The sequence below is a fragment of the Devosia sp. ZB163 genome (assembly GCF_028613635.1).
Classification (GTDB): domain Bacteria; phylum Pseudomonadota; class Alphaproteobacteria; order Rhizobiales; family Devosiaceae; genus Devosia_A.
Window position 1 is genome coordinate 486,865 of the sequence record NZ_JAQRMY010000004.1, and the last position, 19,756, is coordinate 506,620.

The window sequence follows — 19,756 nt, forward strand, 5'->3', positions numbered from 1 at the left end:
ACGGCTTTGACGGGCTGGCGCAGAGGCGTAAGCTTGAGGCGAGGGCTTTTGCAAGGGAGGTAGCCAAATGCTGATGGCTGACCATCGTGCCTATCCCACGCTCCCAGTCGCAAATCTGGCCAGAGCCAAGGCCTGGTACCATGACAAGCTGGGCCTCGACCCTGCCGAGGAGCACCCGACCGGAACGATCTACCGCCTCGCTGGAGGCACGGCTTTCCAGTTGTACGAGTCCGAGTATGCCGGCAGTGCGCAGAATACCGCGATGTTCTTTGCGTCCGACGATATGGCGGGCGACATGAAGATGTTGCGCGATCGCGGGGTCAAGTTCGAGGACTACGACATGCCCGGCCTCAAGACCGACAATGGCATGGCCACGATGGGACCATACCACGGCGCGTGGTTCAAGGACTCAGAGGGAAACATCCTCGCCATCGGCGACGAGCCGAACTGAAATCGCGGATGGCGCATTGACAGGGCGCGCGGCGGCCAACAGTCTGCCGCGCCATGACCTCTGTTGCTTCCGCTGCGGCTGACGTGAAGCCGCGCCTTACCGCCGAGATCGATGCCCGGCGTGACGACCTCATCGCACTGACGCAGGACCTGATCCGCATTCCGACGGTCAATCCGCCGGGCGAGAACTATCTCGAGATCTGCGAGTACCTCAGGAACCGCTTGAGCAAACGCGGCTACGCCGTTGAGCTCGTGCGCGGCGAGGGGAAACCAGGCGACAGTGAGAAGTACCCGCGGTGGAACGTCGTCGCGCGCCGTGAGGGGCGGCTACCGGGCGAGACGGTGCATTTCAACTCGCACCATGACGTGGTCGAGATCGGCCGGGGCTGGACGTTCGATCCGTTCGGTGGGGAGCTCAAGGACGGCAAGATCTACGGGCGCGGCACTTGCGACATGAAGGGCGGGCTGGCTGCTTCGATAATCGCGGCAGAGGCGTTCGCGGACGTCGTGCCGGACTATGCGGGGGCGATCGAGATCTCCGGCACCGCCGATGAGGAGACGGGGGGATTCGGCGGCGTCGCCTATCTCGCCGAGAAGGGCTACTTCTCGCCCGAGCGCGTGCAGCACGTGATCATCCCCGAACCGCTCAACAAGGACCGCATCTGCCTCGGCCATCGCGGCGTGTGGTGGGCGGAGATCGAGACCTATGGGCGGATTGCCCATGGCTCGATGCCATTCCTCGGCGACAGCGCCATCCGCCATATGGCGGCGGTGCTGCGCGAGTTCGAGGACGTGCTCTATCCGGCGCTGAGCGAGAAGCGGACGGCGATGCCGGTGGTGCCGCCGGGGGCGCGGCAATCGACCATGAACATCAATTCCATGCATGGCGGGCAGGCGGAGCCCGAGGGTGGGTTCACCGGCTTTCCTGCGCCGGTGGTGGCGCATTCGGCGCGGATCGTGATCGACCGGCGCTATCTCATCGAGGAGAGCCCGGCAGCGGTGCGACAGGAGGTGGTGGACCTGCTGGAGCGGCTGAAGTCCGAGCGGCAGGGCTTCAGCTACGAAATCCGCGACCTGTGGACGATTTCGCCCACCATGACCGACCGCGAGGCACCGGTGGTGCGCTCGGTGGCCAAGGCGATCGGCGACGTGATGGGCGTTTCGCCGGAGTATGTCGTCTCGCCCGGGACATACGACCAGAAGCACATCGACCGGATCGGGCGGCTGAAGAACTGCATTGCCTACGGGCCGGGCATCCTCGACCTCGCCCACCAGCCGGACGAGTGGGTCGGCGTCGACGACATGCTGGATTCGGCCAAGGTGATGGCGCTGGCGCTGCTCGACCTGCTGGGCCCGCATCGCGCGAGTTGAGCGCGGCGTGGAACAGAGTTTCTCACTGCGACCAGAGGTGGCGATTTTCCGGTCTCGCAACCGGTTCACCTCACGACGGAAGCATCCTAGGATCAGCCCAAGGCCGCCGGGGTAAAGCGGCCTGAAACAGAAGGGATAATCATGCGCACATCACTGGCCGTGCTGGCTCTCGCCGGCGCCCTGGCAATGACCACCGCTGTGACTCCGGCTTTGGCCCAGGCGCGGACCGACGTGAAGATCGGCCTCGTGCTCGAGCCGCCGAGCCTCGACCCGACCGCCGAAGCAGCGGCGGCGGTGGACGAGGTCCTGTATTCCAACGTGTTCGAGGGTCTCACCAAGTTTGCGGCTGACGGCTCGATCGTGCCGGGCCTCGCCAAGTCGTGGGACATCTCCGAAGACGGCCTGACCTACACCTTCCACCTCAACGAAGGCGTCACCTTTCACGATGGTTCGGCTTTCGACGCCGAGGACGTGAAGTTCTCGCTCGACCGCATCAATGCCGAGGATTCGCTGAACGCGCAGAAGGCGCTCTACACCTCGATCGCGTCGGTGGAGGTCGTCGACCCGGCCACGGTCAAGATCACGCTCAAGCAGCCGGACGGCAATCTGATCTACAACCTCGCCTGGGGCGACGCGGTGATCGTGGCGCCGGAGAGCGCCGAGAACAACAAGACCAACCCCATCGGCACCGGGCCGTTCAGTTTCGCCAGCCGCGTCGAAGGCGACAGCATCACGCTGAGCAAGTACGGCGCCTACTGGGGCACGCCGGTGAAGCTCGAGGGTGCGACCTTCCGCTTCATCCCGGACCCGACCGCTGCCTTCGCGGCGCTGCAGGCGGGTGACGTCGACGCGTTCCCGAACTTCCCGGCGCCCGAAACCGTGGCCCAGTTCCAGAACGATCCGCGCTTCCGCGTGGTGATCGGCGCCACCGAGGGCGAAACCATCCTCGCCATGAACAATGGCAAGGCGCCGCTCGACAACGTGAAGGTGCGCGAGGCCATCGCCCATGCCATCGACCGGCAGGCGATCATCGACGGCGCCATGTTCGGCTATGGCACGCCGATCGGCACGTTCCTGTCGCCGGCCAACCCGGACTATGTCGACCTGACCGCACAGTCCAACTACGACCCAGAGAAGTCGAAGGCCCTGCTGGCCGAGGCGGGTGTCACGGACCTGACCCTGTCGCTGAAGCTCCCGCCGGTCGAGGGCTACGCCCGTCGCGGCGGCGAGATCATCGCCAACCAGCTCGCGGCCGTCGGCATCAAGACCGAGGTGACGAACCTCGAGTGGGCGCAGTGGCTGAGCGAGGTGTTCACCGACAAGAACTTCGACCTCACCATCATCTCGCACACCGAGCCGAACGACATCGGAATTTTTGCCCGGCCGGACTACTACTTCCAGTACAAGAACGCCGACTTCGACAAGATCATCGCCGAACTCTCCGTGACCTCGGATCCGGCGAAGCGCTCCGAACTGCTCAAGGCGGCGCAGAAGAACCTTGCCGACAACTACGCGGCGGGCTTCCTGTTCGAGCTCGCCAAGGTCGGTGTCGAGAACGCCAAGCTGACCGGCCTGTGGGAGAACGCGCCGACGCAGGCGACCGATCTCACGGCCGTGGCCTGGGAAGAGTGAGTTGTTCGGGGCGGGGGTGAAAGCCCGCCCCGATACCTGATCCTCGTGACCGGTTGCACCCCTTTGCAGTCCAAGTTGCCCCTCATTGCCGGGCTCGTCCCGGCAATCCAGCCGCTCCGCGTCTGCGGTGCGGACAAGCTCGTTTCACCCGCCCGACGGCGGGTGGCTGGATCACCGGGACGAGCCCGGTGATGAGGGACGCAAGGATACGCCTGAGCGTGGAGAGGGTTGGCTGATGCCCTCGTTCCTCCTCGGTCGCATCGTCTCTCTCGTTCTCAGCCTAATCGCTGCTTCGATCGTCATCTTCCTCGTGCTCGAGGTGGTGCCGGGGGATCCGGCTCAGTTCATGCTGGGGCTGAACGCGACGCCGGAAGCGGTGGCGACGCTGAGGCAATCGCTGGGGCTCGATGGGCCGCTGCTGGAGCGGTATTTCAGCTGGGTGCTGGGGTTGCTGCACGGCGATTTCGGCATCAGCTACACCTACAAGGTGCCGGTGGCGGGGCTGTTTGCGGACCGCATCTGGATTTCGCTGCCGCTGGCGCTCTACGCGTTGGCGCTATCGACGCTGATCGCTTTCCCGGTGGGCATCCTCGCCGCGGTGAGGCGTAACTCGGCGACCGATGTCGGCATCATGGGAGCGACACAGGTCGGCCTCGCGGTGCCGAACTTCTGGTTTGCCATGCTGCTTGTGCTGCTGTTCTCGATCACGCTCCGATGGTTTTCCGCCGGTGGTTTTCCCGGCTGGCAGGATCCACTGCTGGCGCTGAAGGCGCTGACGCTGCCGGCGGTCGCGCTGGCGCTGCCGCAGGCCTCGATCCTCGCGCGCGTGATGCGGAGCTCGCTGCTCGATACGCTGGGCGAGGACTACATCCGCTCGGCGCGGGCCAAGGGGCTGAGCCAGGGGCAGACGCTGTGGCGGCATGCGCTGCGCAACGCGCTGATCCCGGTGCTGACCATCATCGGGCTGCAGTTTTCGTTCCTGCTCGCGGGCGCGATCATCATCGAGAACGTGTTCTTCCTGCCCGGCCTCGGCCGGCTGGTGTTCCAGGGCATCACCTCGCGCGACCTGATCGTCGTGAAGTCGGTGGTGATGCTGCTGGTGTTCGCGGTGATCCTCGTCACCTTCCTCGTCGACGTGACCTATGCGCTGGTCGACCCCCGGTTGAGGAGGGCGACGCGATGAGTGCGGCGGTAGCGACCGGCAGCAAGGACAGCACGGTGCGGGCGGCGCTGCGTTCGCCGAGCTTCCTGATCGGGGCGGCAATCACGATGGTCTTCGTGCTCGCCGCGCTTATCTCTTTCGTGTGGACGCCGTACGACGTGGCGCTGCAGAACATCCCCAACAAGCTCAAGCCGCCATCGGCGGCACATTGGCTCGGCACCGACCATTTCGGGCGCGACATCCTCTCGATGATCATGGTGGGGGCGCGGACCTCGATCGCGGTAGCGTTCGTCGCGGTGACGGTCGCGATGGTGATTGGTGTGCCGATCGGGCTCTGGGCGGCGGCGAACCGCGGCACCCTGCTCGATGACGTGCTGATGCGCGCCAATGACCTGGTATTCGCCTTTCCGGCGCTGCTGATCGCCATCCTGATCACGGCGGTGTTCGGCCCGGGTGCGATCAACGCGATCATCGCGGTCGGGCTCTACAACATGCCGGTGTTCGCGCGGCTGGCGCGGGCGGGGGCGCTGAGCCTGTGGAACCGCGAGTTCATCATGGCGGCGCGTGTCGCCGGCAAGGGCGCGGCGCGGATTTCGTGGGAGCACATTCTCCCCAACATCCTCAACACGCTGGTGGTACAGGCGACGATCCAGTTCGCGCTCGGCATCCTCGCCGAGGCGGCGCTGGCCTATGTGGGGCTGGGCGTACAACCGCCAACGCCGAGCTGGGGCAAGATGCTGGCCGACAGCCAAACCATGATCGCCATCGCCCCGCATGTCGCGCTGGTGCCAGGACTGACGATCGTCCTCATGGTGCTGGGCGTGAACCTGATGGGTGACGGGCTGCGCGACATCTTCGATCCGCGCCTGAGGCGGAGCCGCTGATGCCGCTGCTCGAGATCAAGGACCTGTCGCTCGATATCGGGCCGTTCGAGATCCTGAGGGATATCGATCTTACGGTGGACGGCGGCGAGATCGTCGGCGTCATCGGCGAGAGCGGCTCGGGCAAGTCGATCACCGCGCTGACGGTGATGCAGCTGCTGCCGCCGAGTGCAGTGGCGAAGGGATCGGTGAAGCTCGAGGGTCGCGAGGTGTTGGGCCTGCCCGATGCCGAGATGCGCAAGATCCGCGGCGGCACGGCCGGCATGGTGTTCCAGGAGCCGATGACGGCGCTGAACCCGGTCAAGACCATTGGCGACCAGGTGGCCGAGACGGCCATGGTGCATGGCGGAATGAGCCGGAGCGAGGCGCTGAAGGTCGCGCGGCAGACGCTTGATCGCGTCGAGCTGCCGGCGAACCGGTTCCCGCTCGACCGCTATCCGCACGAGCTGAGTGGCGGGCAGCGGCAACGCGTGGTGATCGCGATGGCGATTGCGATGCGGCCAAAGTTGCTGATCGCCGATGAGCCGACCACGGCGCTCGACGTGACGACGCAGGCACAGATCCTCAAGCTGTTGCAGCGGCTGGTCGACGAGGACGGGATGGGGATGATGTTCATCACCCACGACCTCGGCGTGATTGCGGGGATCGCCGACAAGGTGTCGATCATGCGCAAGGGGGAGGTGGTGGAGGCGGGGCCGACGGTCGAGCTGTTCCGTAACCTCAAGCATCCCTATTCCAGGGCCTTGTTCGAGGCTTCCTCGCACGTACCGCCGCGAATACCGCCGGCGGTGACGGGCGGAACGCCGGTGCTGGCGGTGGACGATGTGGTGCGGGAGTACCCGCTGCCGAAGCGTGGCCTGTTCGAGAAGCGCAAGGTCCTGCGGGCGGTCGACGGGGTGAGCCTTCGGATAGAGCGCGGCGAGAATGTCGGGCTGGTGGGCGAGAGCGGCTGCGGCAAGTCCACGCTGGCGCGGGCAATCATGGCGCTGGAGCCGACCCAGGGCGGTCGCATCGCGATTTCGGGCGAGCCGATCGACCCCAAGCGGGGTGCGAGCTTCGCGACCCGGCGGCACCTGCAGGTGGTGTTCCAGGACCCCTACGGCTCGTTCAATCCGCGGCACAGGGTCGACCGGCTGGTGAGTGAGCCGTTCCATCTGTTGGGCTCGAGTGCGCCGACGGGTGTCGCGCGCGAGAAGCGGGTGGCGAGGGCGCTGGAGGAGGTCGGGCTCTCGGCGGCCGATGCCGGCAAGTATGTGCACGAGTTCTCGGGCGGGCAGCGGCAGCGCATTGCGATTGCGCGGGCGCTGATCATCGAGCCGAGCCTGATCATCCTCGATGAGGCCGTGTCGGCGCTGGATGTGTCGGTGCGGGCGCAGGTGCTGGACCTCTTGGCCGATCTCTCCGACCGGTTGCAGCTGAGTTACCTGTTCATCTCGCACGACCTCGCCGTGGTGCGCTCGATCACCGACCGCGTGCTGGTGATGCGGGCGGGCAAGATCGTCGAGGAGGGGGCGACCGAGGAGGTGTTCCGGGCGCCCAAGCACCCCTACACGCAGGAATTGCTGGCCGCGACGCCGGACCTCGAAGGCGCGCTTGCCAAGCGTGAGACCGCGGGGGCATAGCCTGCTGCGAAAGATCTGCCGAGTGTTTCCATGAGTGAGCTGAACCTCTTTTTCGATCCGACCAAGTGCTTCATCGGCGGTCGCTGGGTGGCGCCGCAAGGTGGCGACTCCCTGCCGATCGAGAACCCCTCGACCGGCGAGACCATCGGGCAGATCGCGCGTGGTAAGGCGGCGGACGTCGACGCCGCGGTAAGCGCGGCCAAAGCCGCGCTGGCGGGTGAGTGGGGCCGGATGCCGGCGGCGGAGCGGGGGCGGCTGCTCAGCAAAATCGGGCGCGCAGTGCTCGAGCGGGTCGACGATCTCGCGCGTATCGAGGCGATGGATGTCGGCAAGCCGCTGAAGCAGGCGCGGGCCGATGCCGTGGCGCTGGCGCGGTATCTCGAGTTCTATGGCGGGGCCTGCGACAAGATCCATGGCGAGACCATCCCGTATCTCGAGGGGTACACCGTCTACACGCTGCGCGAGCCGCACGGGGTTACGGCGCACATTATCCCCTGGAACTACCCGATGCAGATCATCGGCCGCTCGGTGACGGGCGCGCTGGCGATGGGCAACGCCGCGGTGCTGAAGCCGGCGGAGGAGGCGTGCCTGACGGCGATCGCCTTCGCGAAGATCGCCGAGGAAGCCGGACTGCCAGCCGGGGCGCTGAACGTGGTGCCGGGGCTGGGCGAGGAAGCCGGCGCGGCGCTGACGGCGCATCCGGGGGTGAACCACATCTCGTTCACCGGGTCGGTGGGCGTGGGCAAGCTGATCCAGCATGCGGCGGCCGAGAATGTCGTGCCGGTGACGCTGGAACTGGGCGGGAAATCGCCGCAGGTGGTGTTCGAGGACGCCGACTTCGATCGGGCACTGCCGTTCCTGATCAATGCGGGCATCCAGAATGCGGGCCAGACCTGCTCGGCCAGCTCGCGCATCCTGGTGCACCGCTCGATCCACGATGAGGTGCTGGACCGGATGGCGGCACGCTACCGGGCGCTGAGGGTGGGACCTGCGGTGGCAGATCTCGATCTCGGTCCGCTGGTGTCGGAACGGCAGAAGGAGATAGTCGGCGGGTTCCTGGGGGATCTCGGCGGCGGCGAGGTGGCCGGGCAGGGGATCATTGTCGGGGATGCGCCGCGCGGCGGGCACTATCAGGCGCCGACGCTGGTTGCGAACGTGCGGCCGGACAACCGGCTGGCGCAGGACGAGATCTTTGGGCCGGTACAGGTGGTGATCCCGTTCGAGGACGAGGCGGAGGCGGTGGCGATCGCCAACGGCACGGATTTCGGGCTTGTCGCGGGCGTGTGGACGCGCGATGGCGGGCGGCAGATGCGGATGGCCAAGGCCATCAAGGCCGGGCAGGTATTCCTCAACAATTATGGCGCCGGCGGCGGCGTCGAGCTGCCGTTCGGCGGGGTTGGGAAGTCCGGGCATGGCCGGGAGAAGGGTTTCGAGGCGCTGTACGGCTTCTCGGTGTTGAAGACAGTGGCCGCATGGCACGGGTGATTTCATGAGACTGGAAGGCAAGGTCGCCATCGTAACGGGCGGTGCATCGGGGTTTGGCGCGGGCATCGCGCGCAAGTTCGCGGCCGAGGGCGCGCGGGTGCTGATTGCGGATATCAACCTCGAGGGCGCCGAGGCGCTGGCGCGGGAGCTGGGCCAGAAGGCGGGGCATGTCGACGTCAGCAAGGATGCGAGCGTCAATCAGTTGGCGGCAGCGGCGCTGATGGCGTTCGGGAAGGTGGATATCCTCGTCAACAATGCCGGCGTTTCACACCAGCCGGCAGCGCTGGACGAGATTTCCGAGGCGGATTTCGACCGGGTGTTCAACGTGAACATGAAGTCGGTCTACCTGACGGCCCGCCACCTCGTGCCACACTTCAAGGCCCGGAGGACCGGGGTGATCCTCAACGTGGCTTCGACCGCTGCAGTAAGCCCGCGGCCACGGCTCAGCTGGTACAATGCTTCGAAGGGCTGGATGGTCACGGCGACCAAGTCGATGGCCGTCGAACTGGCGCCGCTAGGCATCCGCGTCAACGCCATCAACCCGGTGGCTGGTGAGACGCCGCTGCTGAAGACCTTCATGGGCGAGGACACGCCGGAAATCCGGGCGAAGTTCCTCTCGACCATCCCGCTGGGGCGCTTCTCGACGCCCGAGGACATGGGCAATGCTGCGTGCTTCCTCTGCTCGGACGAGGCGTCGATGATCACGGGCGTGGCGCTCGAGGTCGACGGCGGCCGGGTGATCTAGCGCAGGAACGCGTTGATCTCACGTGCTACCGCCGCCGGGGCCTCCCAGTGAAGCGAGTGGGCAGCGTTGGCGATCGGCGCATGGCTGAAGCGCGGCACGTGGCTGTGCAGTTCCTCGACCGCGCCCGGCGGCGCCAGCAGGTCCAAGTCGCCGGAGAGAGCCAGGACTTCGCAGGCGACGGTCGAGAGATCGACGGCCATGCCGCGATCGATAGCGGCCACCTGCCGCGCGAAATCTCCCGGCGACTGGCGGTAGGCATATGTCGCGGACGTGGCCGCCGCCGCGGCGACATTCGCCTCGTCGGCGAAGAACGGCGTCGAGAACAGCCACTGGTAGAGCAGTCGGAACCAGTCCGTCGCCGGCACGGTGAAGTAGAGTCGCGACATGTCGCGGAACAGCACGCGGGTCTTGGGGCTGATCGTGCCTGCGCCCAGGGTCACGAGCCGGTTCACGCGCTTTGGGTGGGTTGCGGCGAGGGCCAGGCCCAGGAAGCCGCCGAGCGAGTGGCCGACCACGTCGACGCGCTCCAGGCCGAGGTGATCGAGCAGCGCGGCGCAATCATCGACCATTTCCGCGAGCTCGATCGGCCCATCGACGCGCGTCTGCCCGGAGCCGCGGTTGTCGATGAGGATGTACTGGCGGCTCTGCAGGAGGGGCAGGAGAGCCCCCCAGCTAGTGCTGTCGGTCGCGGTGCCGGCGATCAGCAGCAGCGGACGGCCGGAGCCGGTGGTTTCGTAGTAGACGCTGGCAGCGCCGTTCTCAAACTGCGGCATGGCGACTTCCTGAAAGCAATTGCCTGATGGCGGCGTGGACAGGCCGAATGGCAGGTATATGTTTGACCGATTGGACAAAATGGCATTGCGAGCATGGCACAGGATGCCTTCGGAAATGAAGTGAGCCGGGCGTCGGATGCGACGCTCAGGGGGATCGACGATTTCGTCACCGCGTTCCTCGGCTACGAGAAGAAGGCCACCAACATCATCGGAGCGGCCGACGGCGAACCGGATGCGGTGCTGGCCAACACATATGCCGGCTTCATCTGGATGCTTCTCGAAGCGGATGGAGCGACGCGGATGGCCTCGCGCTACCTCAAGCGCGCAGAGGCCGCCGCTGGAAGCGCCAACGAGCGGGAGCGGATGATCCTCAAGCAGCTCGAGCGCTGGATCGCGGGGGACATCCCGGCGGTGCAGGCCATCGGCGACGAGATCGTTGCGCGGTATCCGCGCGACCTGCTGTCGGTGAAGCTGCACCAGTATTTCAGCTTCAACCGCGGCGATGCAAAGAACATGCTCCGCATCGCCAGGGCGGCAGAGGCGCACAACCTCGAGAACCCGTATCTGCATGGCATGCTGGCGTTCGGCTACGAGCAGATGCACGACCTCGAGACGGCCGAGCGGGAGGCTCGGCTGGCGCTGAAGCTGAAGACCAAGGAGCCGTGGGCACAGCACGCGCTAGCGCATGTGATGCTCGGAACCGGGCGCGTGGCGGAGGGGGTCGAGTTCCTCGACGAGGCCTCCAGGACCTGGGTCGACCTCAATTCGTTCATGTACACGCACAACTGGTGGCACAAGGCGCTGTTCCACATCAGCCAGGGCGACAACGCGGCCGTGTTCGACGCCTATGACAACCATGTCTGGGGCATCGAGCCGGACCTGCCGCAGGACCAGGTGGGGGCGGTTTCGCTGCTCGCACGGATGGAGGTTGCCGGCATGGATGTCGGCAACCGGTGGGAGGACGTGGCCGACCGGATGAAGGGCAGGGCGCACGACACCACCCTGCCGTTCCTGACGCTGCAGTATCTCTACGGCCTTGCCCGGGCCGAGCGGGCGGAAGCAGTCGAGCTGATGCAGGCGATCGAGGACCGGGCGGCACGCTCGGCTGACTGGGATCGCGTGGTGTGGCGGGAGGTGGCGCTGCCGGCCGCGAAGGGCGTCGTGGGCCATGCCCGCGGTGACTATGCGGCGACGGTGAAGTGGCTTTCGGTGGCGAATCCTCGGATGACTGAGATCGGCGGGAGCCATGCGCAGCGTGACCTGTTCGGGCAGCTGTTGCTGGATGCGCATCTGAAGCTCGGCAACTGGGCGATTGCCCGGCAGATGCTCGAGATGCGCCGGATCTGGGATCCGGACGGGGTGCCGGTGAATGCGGCGCTGAAGCTGGTGAACGAGCGGCTGGGAGCGGCCGCATAGACGACAAGGAGAGCCCGGATGCGAACCGGACCACGCAACCTCATCACCGACGTGGAAGGCCTCCGGGTCGGCAACGCCGAAGACCACAGGATCAAGACGGGATCGACCGTACTGGTGGCGGACAGGCCGTTCCGAGCCTCGTTCGACGTCATGGGCGGCTCGCCCGGTGCGCGCGAGACGGAGCTGCTGGCGCCCGACAAGCTGGTAGAAGAAGTTGATGCGCTGGTGCTTTCGGGCGGTTCGGCTTTCGGCCTCGATGCCGCGTCGGGCGTAAGCGACGTGTTGAGGAAGATGGGGCGTGGCTTCCGGGTCGAGACGGCGACTGTGCCGATTGTCCCAGGCGCGATCATCTTCGACCTGCTGAACAATGGCGACAAGGATTGGGACAAGAATCCGTATCCCGAGCTTGGAGCCAAGGCTCTGGCCAACGCGGGCGAGCACTTCTTGCTAGGCACCGCCGGGGCGGGCGTGGGGGCGCTGACCGCGAACCTCAAGGGCGGGCTTGGTTCAGCCTCGCTCGAGATCGCGGGCGGCTACACGGTGGGCGCGCTGGTGGTGGCCAACCCGACCGGCAGCGTCACCATGGGGGACTCGGCCCACTTCTGGGCGGCGCCGTTCGAGGTGGAGGGCGAGTTCGGCGGCCTGGGGCCGCTCACAACGGCGATGAGTTTCGAGCAGTCGGTGCGCTCGAAGCGCGACTGGGTGACGCCGATTTCGAACACGACGATCGCCATCGTCGCTACGGACGCCGATCTCAGCAAGGCGCAGCTGAAGCGGTTCGCGGTGGCGGCGCAGGACGGCATCGCGCGCGGATCCAGCCCATCGCACACGCCCGTGGACGGCGATCTCATCTTCTCGGTTTCGACGGGGGCCAGGCCGATCTCGACGCCGGTGCTCAACGTGCTGCAGCTGGGGCACGCGGCGGCGGTGTGCCTGAGTCGGGCGATGGCGCGGGCTATCTATCATGCGACGCCAGCGCCGGGCGACGTGGTGCCGACCTGGCGGGAGAAGTGGGGGCGGTAGCCGCTGCGATCAGGTGGGGTTGGGTTCAAGCCGCTCGGGCTTGAGGTGGTAGCAGAAGTTGCACATGCCATCGCCGTTCATGCAGGTCTTGGTGCGCTCGAGCTTCAGGCCCAACTCGTCCGCCATGGCGAAATCGCCATTGCAGATCAGGAGTTCGCCGAGGTCACGGGCGCCGATCTGTTCCATGAACTCGGCGTAGTCGCAGTGGTTGACCTGATTGCGCAGCAGGATGTCGGTCTGCTCGATGGTCTCGAACTCGTAGCGGATGCCTTCGCCGAAGCCGGCGAACTCCGAGGCGAGCGTGGGGATGTCGAGGAGGGAGCCGCGCTGGGCGACGATCTCGCGGTTGGCCTTGTCGAGGGCCTCGCGCACCAGCCTGTGGGCGACCTCCTTGCCGAGCGCTGCCTCCATGGCGCGGACCAGCGGGATCTGTGCCTGGACCTGGGTGGTGATGCGCTCGAACGGGGTCATGGGCAGGCCTCCTTGCCTCGACGATGATGGCAGGATCGATAGGCGAGCGAAACCCTACTGCTGGCTGATGCGTTGCCGCACGATAGCGATGGAGGAACCCATGAATTCGCAGACCAAGGTCACGGCCATGATCCCGGCGCACAACATCGAGCGCGCCGTCAGGTGGTACGAGGAGAAGCTGGGCTTCCGGCCCGCGCGCCAGGAAGAGTATGGCGCGACCTACGAGTTCAACGGCGTGAGCGCGTTCCTCTACAAATCCGACTATGCCGGCACCGCCGAGCACACGCTGCTGAGCTTCGATACCGCCGACCTAGCCGGCGATATGAAGGATCTGCGCGGCAAGGGTGTCGAGTTCATCGACTACGACCTGCCCGACCTCAAGACGGAGGACGGGGTCGCCGACTTCGGGTCGGTGAAGAATGCCTGGGCCAAGGACTCCGAAGGCAACATCCTCGGCTTCGTCGAGGGAATGAACTAGCGCCGGCAGCGGAAGACGTTGGTCGGTTTGCCTTCGCCCGCAGCGACGCGGATGCCTTCGCCGGTGGGGCCGAAGATGGGCGTCAGCGTCATGTTCTGCTTGCCGCAAGTGGCGGCAAAGGTGCCGTCCTTGTTGTCCTTGAGCGCGAGCTCGCAGGACTTGCCGCCCACATCCCAGCTGGTGGCCGACACCGTGGTGACGAGGGCTGGGTCGGCGCAGGCGCTGACATCGGCTGCCCAGGTGCCGAGCATCGGCCGGGCGCCGAGGGGGAAGGTGGCGGGAACGGTGGCAGCTGGTTTCGTTGCTGCGGGCTTGGCGGGCGCCGCGGCGTTGCCGGTCGGGGCCTTGGGGGAGTTGTCGCAGGCGGCGAGGAGCGGGAGGACGAGAAGCAGGCTAAGGGAAGCGAGGCGCATCGGCGAATCCGGTGTCGTTGTATTGTCGTCGCATCGGTGCGCGGCTATTGCGGCGTGAATGTGCTGACGGGAGAAGACGTTGTGACCGAGCCGCAGATTTTCGTGGATGCCGATGCCTGTCCGGTGAAGGACGAGATTGTCCGCGTTGCCGAGCGGCACGGGCTGGCGGTCACGTTCGTTGCCAATTTCGGCCTCAGGCCGTCGCGCGATCCGAGGATCCGCAATGTGGTCGTGCCGCAGGGCGCCGACGCGGCGGACGACTGGATCGTCGAGCATGTCGGGGCGAACGACGTGGTGATCACGTCGGACATTCCACTCGCGAGCCGGTCGCTCAAGAAGGGGGCGACGGTAATGGGACCGACGGGAAAGCCGTTCACGGAGCAATCCATCGGCATGGCGCTGGCGATGCGTGAGCTGAACCAGCACCTGCGGGAAACGGGGGAGAGCAGGGGGCTCAACGCAGGCTTCACCGGCAAGGACCGCTCGAACTTCCTTCATGCCTTCGACGCTGCCGTTCAACGGGCCAAGCGTGGCGGCTGAGACACAGGTTGCACATCAGATGGGCGGTATGCCCTTGAAACGGGCGGCAAACTGCGCTTGAAAAGTGCATTTCGTCCCGCCGAGTTCCTCCCCGTGCGCCGTCTACTCGATTTTCTCCACCGGCATGAGCCGCGCGGCCAGGCCCTCTCGCACCTGAAATCGGGCATCGGCGCCATCGTCGCCATGACGCTGGTGGGCGCCCTTGCAGCGCTTACCGGCCTGCCGATGCTGCTCGCGCCGTTCGGCGCTACGGCGGTACTGCTGTTCGGGCAGGCCGAGAGCACTCTGGCGCAGCCGGCCAACGTGTTCGGCGGCTACCTGCTGGCGGCAGCGATCTCGGTGGCCGTGCTCGCGGTCCTGCCCAACGCCTGGTGGGTGGCGACGATCGCGGTGGGGCTTTCGATCGCCACGATGCTGGCTCTGAGGGTAACGCACCCGCCGGCGGGTGCGGTGCCGCTGGTGGCGTTCTCGACGCACATGCCGGCGGAGACATTGTTCGTGGTGGTGGTCGTCGGGGCGGCGTGCCTCGTGGCCGTGGCCATGATCCATCACCGGCTCCCGCCGCGGATCACCTATCCGAGGCGCCCGCCGGATCCGGCCTGACATTGCTGCACTTTCGCCGAACAGTGTGTCCTTGCGGGGCTTGACCACCGTGCCCGCGTGAGTCGAGAGTGCGTGTCGGAAACGGGGCATTTTTCCGACATGATATCGAACAAGTCGATCTGGCTTGCGACGCTGGGCGTGGCGCTTTTGTGCGCTGGCCCGGCTGTGGCGCAACAGCAGTTTCAGGTTTCAGTCTATGGCGGTTACCAGGGCGCGTCGCACAGTGGCGTGACGACGACCGACGGCGACAGTTTCACCGCGGGGTGGGAAGGCAAGCCCTTCCAGTTCCCCACTTACTATGGCGTGCGCGGCACGTGGTGGCTGGATGATGTCGGCCTGCCCAATACCGGGCTTTCGATCGACTTCGCCCACGTCAAGGTCTACGCGGACGACGAGACGCTGGCCGAGTCGGGCTACTCGGTGCTGGAGTTCACGGACGGACTCAACGTCCTGACCGTCAACGCGCTTTACAAGTTCTGGCCCGAAAGCGCGTTCCGGCCGTATGTCGGCGCCGGCGCGGGTATCACCATCCCGCATGTCGAGGTCACTCGCGGTGCCGATGAGACCTTCGAGTACCAGTATGGCGGTCCGGCCATCCAGGCCCAGTTCGGCGTCGAGTACCGGTTCAACGAGAGCTGGTCGGCTTTCGCCGAGTACAAGGGCAACTACTCGATGGTCGACGTGGCGATCGACAATGGCGAGCGGCTGAAGACGAACCTCGTCACGCACGCCGTGAACGTGGGTGTGAGCTACCACTTCTAGAGTAGGTCATCGCCAAACGGCGCGCTTGGCCGGATGGCGGGGACAACCCGGCCATGAAGGGGCTGATTGTTCCGTCTAGCTGCGACGGCCAGTCCGAAGCGCTTATCCCGTGATGATGTCGCGGACGTCGGCTTCGACGAGATCGAGGATCTTGTTGATGGCCGCGACTGCCGCATCGGGGTCGGCTGCGACGATCGCATCGGCGAGCTCGCGGTGCGGCGGAAACGAATCGAGGCCGAAGTCGTCGCGGCCGAACGGGGATTCGCTCGAGCGTTCGAGCGCCGCGTCCAGGCGCTGCAGGATCTGGCCGAACATCGGGTTGCCCGATGCCTCATAGATGGCGCCGTGGAAGGCAAAGTCGGACTTGTGCCAGTTGCGACGTGCGTCGACGTCGGCGATGAGGATATCGCCCAGACGGGATATCTCGGCGCGCTGCGCGGGAGTGGCGTTGATGGCCGCCTTGCGCACGACATCCTTCTCGAGCGCACGCCGGACCTCGATGAGGCGGATGAGCGCTTCGCCCTCGAGCCGGATCATGGTCGGGACCAGACTCCGGGACGTCTGCACCCGCGCGGCGAGGTAAGTGCCGTCGCCGCGCCGGCGCTTGATAATGCCGAGCCCCTCCCAGCGGTTGAGGGCTTCGCGGATGGTCGAGCGGCCAACACCGAGGGTATTGGCAAGCGATATCTCCGGCGGCAGGCGGTCGCCCACCTTGAGGCCGGCGCGCTCGATCATCGCGGCGAGCGCATCCAGCACCGCCACGCCACGCGTGCGGGTCTCGAGCGGTTCGAGAAAGTCCAATGCTCCGTCTCGCGTCACTGCGGCTCCCCAAGCTCAGGGCCTATGTCCGACGCACCTTCAGCATAATTCCGCAGATTTGTCAGCCGTGCTGACGCTTTAACTGCGGCTCGGCGTTCAAGTTCAGGAGTTCTGTGAGGGCTTCGAGCAAATAGTCCATCTGCGGCTTGCTATTATAACCTTGTACGGACAGCCGCGCGATGCAGTGGTCCTTCCACTTCAGGACCGGAATCTCGATCTTGTAGCGCTCCCACAACTGCTTGTGGATCTCCTGCGGATCACATTCCGGGATGGGCATCGCCACCATCTGCGGTGCCGAGAACTCGGGCGACGACAGGGGCGCGAGGCCGGTGAGTTCGCTGAGACGGAGGGCGGTTTCCTGTGCCAGTGCAGTGCAGGCGCGCTGTACCGAGGCCCAGTCATGCTCCTTGCGGAAGGCAATGGCGGATGGGATGGCAAGCATGGCGGAAGGGTCGCGCGTGCCCTGCATCTCGATCTCGTCGATGAACGGCGAGTTGCCGAAGGCGCCCTTGGCATCGGGCTGCTTGCTGTCGATGGTCCAACCGTGGCTGATGACCAGCGGATTGAGCAGGCCCTGTACCTCCGGCCGGGCATAGAGGAAGGCCGAGCCCTTGGGCGTCATCATCCACTTGTGGCAGTTGCCCGAGTAGAAATCGACGCCCATCGCATCGAGATCGAGCGGGATGTGCCCAGGGGTGTGGGCGCCGTCGATGACAGTCCAGATACCGCGTTTCCGCGCCTCGGCGATCGGCCGCTCGATCGGGAAGACGAGCGCGGTCGGGGACGTGATGTGGGAGAGGAACAGGACCCTGGTGCGGTCGGTGAAGGCGGCAACGAGGGCGTCGGTGAAGGCGGCTTCGGAGACGAACGGCATGGGCACGTTGACCACAACGACCTTTGCGCCGGTGCGCCGGGTAACATAGGCCCAGGTCTTCTCGAGCGCCGAGTATTCGTGATCGGTCGTGACGATCTCGTCGCCTTCCTTGAGGTCGAGCGACTGGGCCACGATGTTGAGGCCGCCGGTAGCGTTGATGACGCCGACGACGTTCTCGGAGCTCGTGCCGAGGAACTCACCGAGCGCGACGCGCGGTGCCTTCATCAACTCGGTGAGGCGCCGACCGAGGAAGTCGACGGGTTCGCCTTCCAGCTCGAGCTGGAAGCGCTGGTAGGTCTCGAAGACGGGCCTCGGGCAGGCGCCGAACGAACCGTGGTTGAGGAAAGTCACGTCCTCGCGCAGGAGGAAGTGCTTGGCTAGGTTCGAGGACAAGTCAGCGGCCTTTCAAGGTGGGATCGAGTGCGTCGCGCAGACCGTCGCCGAACAGCGTCGTGGCGAGCACGGTAATTGCGAGGGCTGCCGTGGGGAACACGGCCATATGCCAGTAAAAGAACATGAAGTTGATGCCGACGTTGATCATCTGGCCCCAGCTCGGAGTGGGCGGGGCAACGCCGATGCCGAGGAAGCTGAGGCTCGCCTCGAGCATCATGGCGCCGGGCACCGACAGCACGAAGCCGACGATAATGGGCGACAGCGAGTTGGGGATGACGTGGCGGCGGAGAATATACCAGGGCGAAGCGCCGAGCGCCTGCGCGGCGCGCACGAACTCCTTTTCGCGGAAGGATTTTACCTGGGCTCGGACCAGCAGGCACACGCCGAACCAGCCGAACAGCGAGGCGACCACGATGATGGTGATGAAGCCGCCGCCGGCCAGCGCGCCGAGCAGCATCGCCGCCAGCAGCGGCGGCACCACCGAGAAGATCTCGATGATGCGCATGATGAACCAGTCGACCCTGCCGCCGAAATAGCCGGCGATGGCGCCAACCGGGATGCCGATCAGCAGGCTACAGGTCGCGGCCGCAAAGCCGATCAGCAGCGACACCCGGGCGCCATAGACGATGCGGGTGAAGAAGTCGCGCCCCAGATCGTCGACGCCGAACCAGAATTCGGCCGACGGGAAAGCGAGCGACTGGGTCAGGTAGAGCTGCGCGTCCGGGGCGCTCTTGGTGAACAGGGGCGCAAAGATCGCGGCGAGGATGATGACCGCCAGCACGACGCCGCCGGTCACCGCCGCCTTGTTGGCGGCGAAGCGCCGCCAGGCGAAGTAGGCCGGACTATGTTGAGTATGCGCGGGTGGTACGGCGAGCGCGCCGCTTTCGATGTCGGTGGTCATTTCGCGTCGTCCCCCAGACGGATGCGCGGATTGAGCCACGCGTAGGCGATATCGGAAATCAGGTAGGCGAAGCAGATGCCGATGGTGAACATCAGCACCAGCGCCATCTCGAGCGGATAGTCGCGGTTCTCGATCGAGGAGACGAAGTAGCTGCCGAGCCCCGGGATGCGGAACATGGCCTCGACGAAGATCGAGCCAGTGGCCGTGCCCATGAACATCGGCAGGAACACCGTGACCATCGGGATGGCCGAGTTGCGCAAGACGTGCTGGAAGATGATCCGCCGCTCGCTCAGCCCCTTGGCGCGGAGCGCCGTGACAAAGGGCCGGTTGAGCGTATCGAGCATCGCCGAGCGGGTGTAGCGGGCATAGGTGGCGAGCGGGATCGCGGCATAGGCGGCGATCGGCAGGATCCACCTCTCGGGCTTGCCCCAGCCGCTCGCCGGCAGCCAGCCGAGCCAGACGGCAAAGATCAGGATCAGCAGCATAGAGATGACGAACACCGGGATCGTGAGGCCGAGCACCGACAGCGTCGAGGCGAGGTAGTCGATCCAGCTGTTGCGCTTGAGCGCCGCCGCCATGCCGATGAGGATGCCGAGCGCGGCGCCGATAATGACGCCCGAACCACCAAGGATCAGGCTGGGTATCCAGGCCTGCGCCAGCAGGCTGACGACGGTCTCGCCGGGGGATTGATAGGGCACGCCCCAGTTCCCCTGCAACACGCCGGCCATGTAGTTGGTGTACTGCACCCAGAGCGGCTGATCGAGGCCGAGCCGGGCGTTGAGCGCGGCCTTCACCGCTTCGGAGAGCGGCATGTCCTTTTCGGTGAACGGACCGCCCGGCACCGCGTGCATCATCAGGAAGATGACCAGCGAAACGATGAAGAAGGTCACGGCGACCGAGAGCAGGCGCTTGATGAGATAGACGATCATGCCCGGACCTCCA

The 19,756-nt window shown here is 65.9% G+C and carries 21 protein-coding genes; 14 read left to right on the forward strand and 7 right to left on the reverse strand.

Going from position 1 to position 19,756, the window contains the following annotated elements; genetic code table 11:
- The first annotated feature begins 73 nt into the window (after positions 1–73).
- The 8 genes from PRN20_RS20660 to PRN20_RS20695 all read left to right on the forward strand — a co-directional run bounded on the left by PRN20_RS20660 (position 74) and on the right by PRN20_RS20695 (position 9,348).
- Complete coding sequence (locus PRN20_RS20660) at positions 74–451, forward strand: VOC family protein (RefSeq protein ID WP_273959526.1); 378 nt, start codon at positions 74–76, stop codon at positions 449–451.
- 53 nt (positions 452–504) lie between these two features.
- A complete protein-coding gene (locus tag PRN20_RS20665) occupies positions 505–1,821 on the forward strand; it encodes an acetylornithine deacetylase/succinyl-diaminopimelate desuccinylase family protein (protein ID WP_273959527.1) in 1,317 nt (438 codons plus the stop codon).
- 141 nt (positions 1,822–1,962) lie between these two features.
- Positions 1,963–3,453, forward strand: coding sequence for an ABC transporter substrate-binding protein (locus tag PRN20_RS20670; protein WP_273959528.1), 1,491 nt, complete (start codon positions 1,963–1,965; stop codon positions 3,451–3,453).
- 235 nt (positions 3,454–3,688) lie between these two features.
- Positions 3,689–4,636 carry an ABC transporter permease gene (locus tag PRN20_RS20675; protein WP_273959529.1) on the forward strand — a complete coding sequence of 316 codons (948 nt, stop codon included), beginning with the start codon at positions 3,689–3,691 and terminating at the stop codon, positions 4,634–4,636.
- Positions 4,633–5,499, forward strand: coding sequence for an ABC transporter permease (locus tag PRN20_RS20680; RefSeq protein WP_273959530.1), 867 nt, complete (start codon positions 4,633–4,635; stop codon positions 5,497–5,499). Before PRN20_RS20675 ends, PRN20_RS20680 begins: the two co-directional genes overlap by 4 nt.
- Positions 5,499–7,118 carry an ABC transporter ATP-binding protein gene (locus PRN20_RS20685; RefSeq protein ID WP_273959531.1) on the forward strand — a complete coding sequence of 540 codons (1,620 nt, stop codon included), beginning with the start codon at positions 5,499–5,501 and terminating at the stop codon, positions 7,116–7,118. The genes PRN20_RS20680 and PRN20_RS20685 overlap by 1 nt, the downstream gene beginning before the upstream one ends.
- Positions 7,119–7,148: 30 nt before the next feature.
- Positions 7,149–8,603 (forward strand): aldehyde dehydrogenase family protein, encoded by a 1,455-nt coding sequence (locus PRN20_RS20690; RefSeq protein ID WP_273959532.1) that lies wholly within the window; start codon positions 7,149–7,151, stop codon positions 8,601–8,603.
- A 4-nt stretch (positions 8,604–8,607) separates the two neighbouring features.
- Entirely contained in the window at positions 8,608–9,348 is a 741-nt protein-coding gene (locus tag PRN20_RS20695; RefSeq protein WP_273959533.1) for an SDR family oxidoreductase, read from the forward strand.
- Here PRN20_RS20695 and PRN20_RS20700 read toward each other — a convergent pair.
- A complete protein-coding gene (locus PRN20_RS20700; protein WP_273959534.1) occupies positions 9,345–10,121 on the reverse strand; it encodes an alpha/beta fold hydrolase in 777 nt (258 codons plus the stop codon). The genes PRN20_RS20695 and PRN20_RS20700 overlap by 4 nt on opposite strands.
- A 120-nt stretch (positions 10,122–10,241) precedes the next feature.
- On the opposite strand from PRN20_RS20700, the gene PRN20_RS20705 reads away from it, so the two are divergent.
- Together PRN20_RS20705 and PRN20_RS20710 are read left to right on the forward strand one after the other, a co-directional pair.
- Positions 10,242–11,537, forward strand: a complete 1,296-nt coding sequence (locus tag PRN20_RS20705; protein WP_273959535.1) for a tetratricopeptide repeat protein — start codon at positions 10,242–10,244, stop codon at positions 11,535–11,537.
- 18 nt (positions 11,538–11,555) lie between these two features.
- The gene (locus tag PRN20_RS20710) at positions 11,556–12,560 is read left to right on the forward strand and encodes a P1 family peptidase (RefSeq protein ID WP_273959536.1); all 1,005 of its coding nucleotides are present in this window, start codon (positions 11,556–11,558) and stop codon (positions 12,558–12,560) included.
- Between the two features lie 9 nt (positions 12,561–12,569).
- Here PRN20_RS20710 and PRN20_RS20715 read toward each other — a convergent pair whose 3' ends face one another.
- Positions 12,570–13,031, reverse strand: a complete 462-nt coding sequence (locus PRN20_RS20715; RefSeq protein ID WP_273959537.1) for an L-2-amino-thiazoline-4-carboxylic acid hydrolase — start codon at positions 13,029–13,031, stop codon at positions 12,570–12,572.
- Positions 13,032–13,131: 100 nt separating this feature from the next.
- On the opposite strand from PRN20_RS20715, the gene PRN20_RS20720 reads away from it, so the two are divergent.
- Positions 13,132–13,509, forward strand: a complete 378-nt coding sequence (locus PRN20_RS20720; protein WP_273959538.1) for a VOC family protein — start codon at positions 13,132–13,134, stop codon at positions 13,507–13,509.
- Here the strand turns inward: PRN20_RS20720 and PRN20_RS20725 are convergent.
- The gene (locus PRN20_RS20725) at positions 13,506–13,922 is read right to left on the reverse strand and encodes a hypothetical protein (RefSeq protein WP_273959539.1); all 417 of its coding nucleotides are present in this window, start codon (positions 13,920–13,922) and stop codon (positions 13,506–13,508) included. The two genes, PRN20_RS20720 and PRN20_RS20725, sit on opposite strands and share 4 nt — an antisense overlap.
- Positions 13,923–14,003: 81 nt before the next feature.
- Here PRN20_RS20725 and PRN20_RS20730 point away from each other — a divergent pair, with 81 nt between their 5' ends.
- The 3 genes from PRN20_RS20730 (at position 14,004) to PRN20_RS20740 (ending at position 15,827) form a co-directional block, all read left to right on the forward strand.
- Positions 14,004–14,462, forward strand: a complete 459-nt coding sequence (locus tag PRN20_RS20730; RefSeq protein ID WP_273959540.1) for a YaiI/YqxD family protein — start codon at positions 14,004–14,006, stop codon at positions 14,460–14,462.
- 93 nt (positions 14,463–14,555) lie between these two features.
- Positions 14,556–15,065 carry an HPP family protein gene (locus PRN20_RS20735; RefSeq protein WP_273959541.1) on the forward strand — a complete coding sequence of 170 codons (510 nt, stop codon included), beginning with the start codon at positions 14,556–14,558 and terminating at the stop codon, positions 15,063–15,065.
- A 99-nt stretch (positions 15,066–15,164) separates the two neighbouring features.
- Positions 15,165–15,827 (forward strand): outer membrane beta-barrel protein, encoded by a 663-nt coding sequence (locus tag PRN20_RS20740; protein ID WP_273959542.1) that lies wholly within the window; start codon positions 15,165–15,167, stop codon positions 15,825–15,827.
- 102 nt (positions 15,828–15,929) lie between these two features.
- Here PRN20_RS20740 and PRN20_RS20745 read toward each other — a convergent pair whose 3' ends face one another.
- The 4 genes from PRN20_RS20745 to PRN20_RS20760 form a co-directional block, all read right to left on the reverse strand.
- The gene (locus tag PRN20_RS20745; RefSeq protein ID WP_273959543.1) at positions 15,930–16,628 is read right to left on the reverse strand and encodes a FadR/GntR family transcriptional regulator; all 699 of its coding nucleotides are present in this window, start codon (positions 16,626–16,628) and stop codon (positions 15,930–15,932) included.
- A gap of 79 nt (positions 16,629–16,707) precedes the next feature.
- Positions 16,708–17,913 (reverse strand): aminotransferase class V-fold PLP-dependent enzyme, encoded by a 1,206-nt coding sequence (locus tag PRN20_RS20750; protein WP_273959544.1) that lies wholly within the window; start codon positions 17,911–17,913, stop codon positions 16,708–16,710.
- Between the two features lies 1 nt (position 17,914).
- Entirely contained in the window at positions 17,915–18,814 is a 900-nt protein-coding gene (locus tag PRN20_RS20755; RefSeq protein ID WP_273959545.1) for an ABC transporter permease, read from the reverse strand.
- Complete coding sequence (locus tag PRN20_RS20760) at positions 18,811–19,743, reverse strand: ABC transporter permease (RefSeq protein WP_273959546.1); 933 nt, start codon at positions 19,741–19,743, stop codon at positions 18,811–18,813. Before PRN20_RS20760 ends, PRN20_RS20755 begins: the two co-directional genes overlap by 4 nt.
- Between the last annotated feature and the right edge of the window lie 13 nt (positions 19,744–19,756).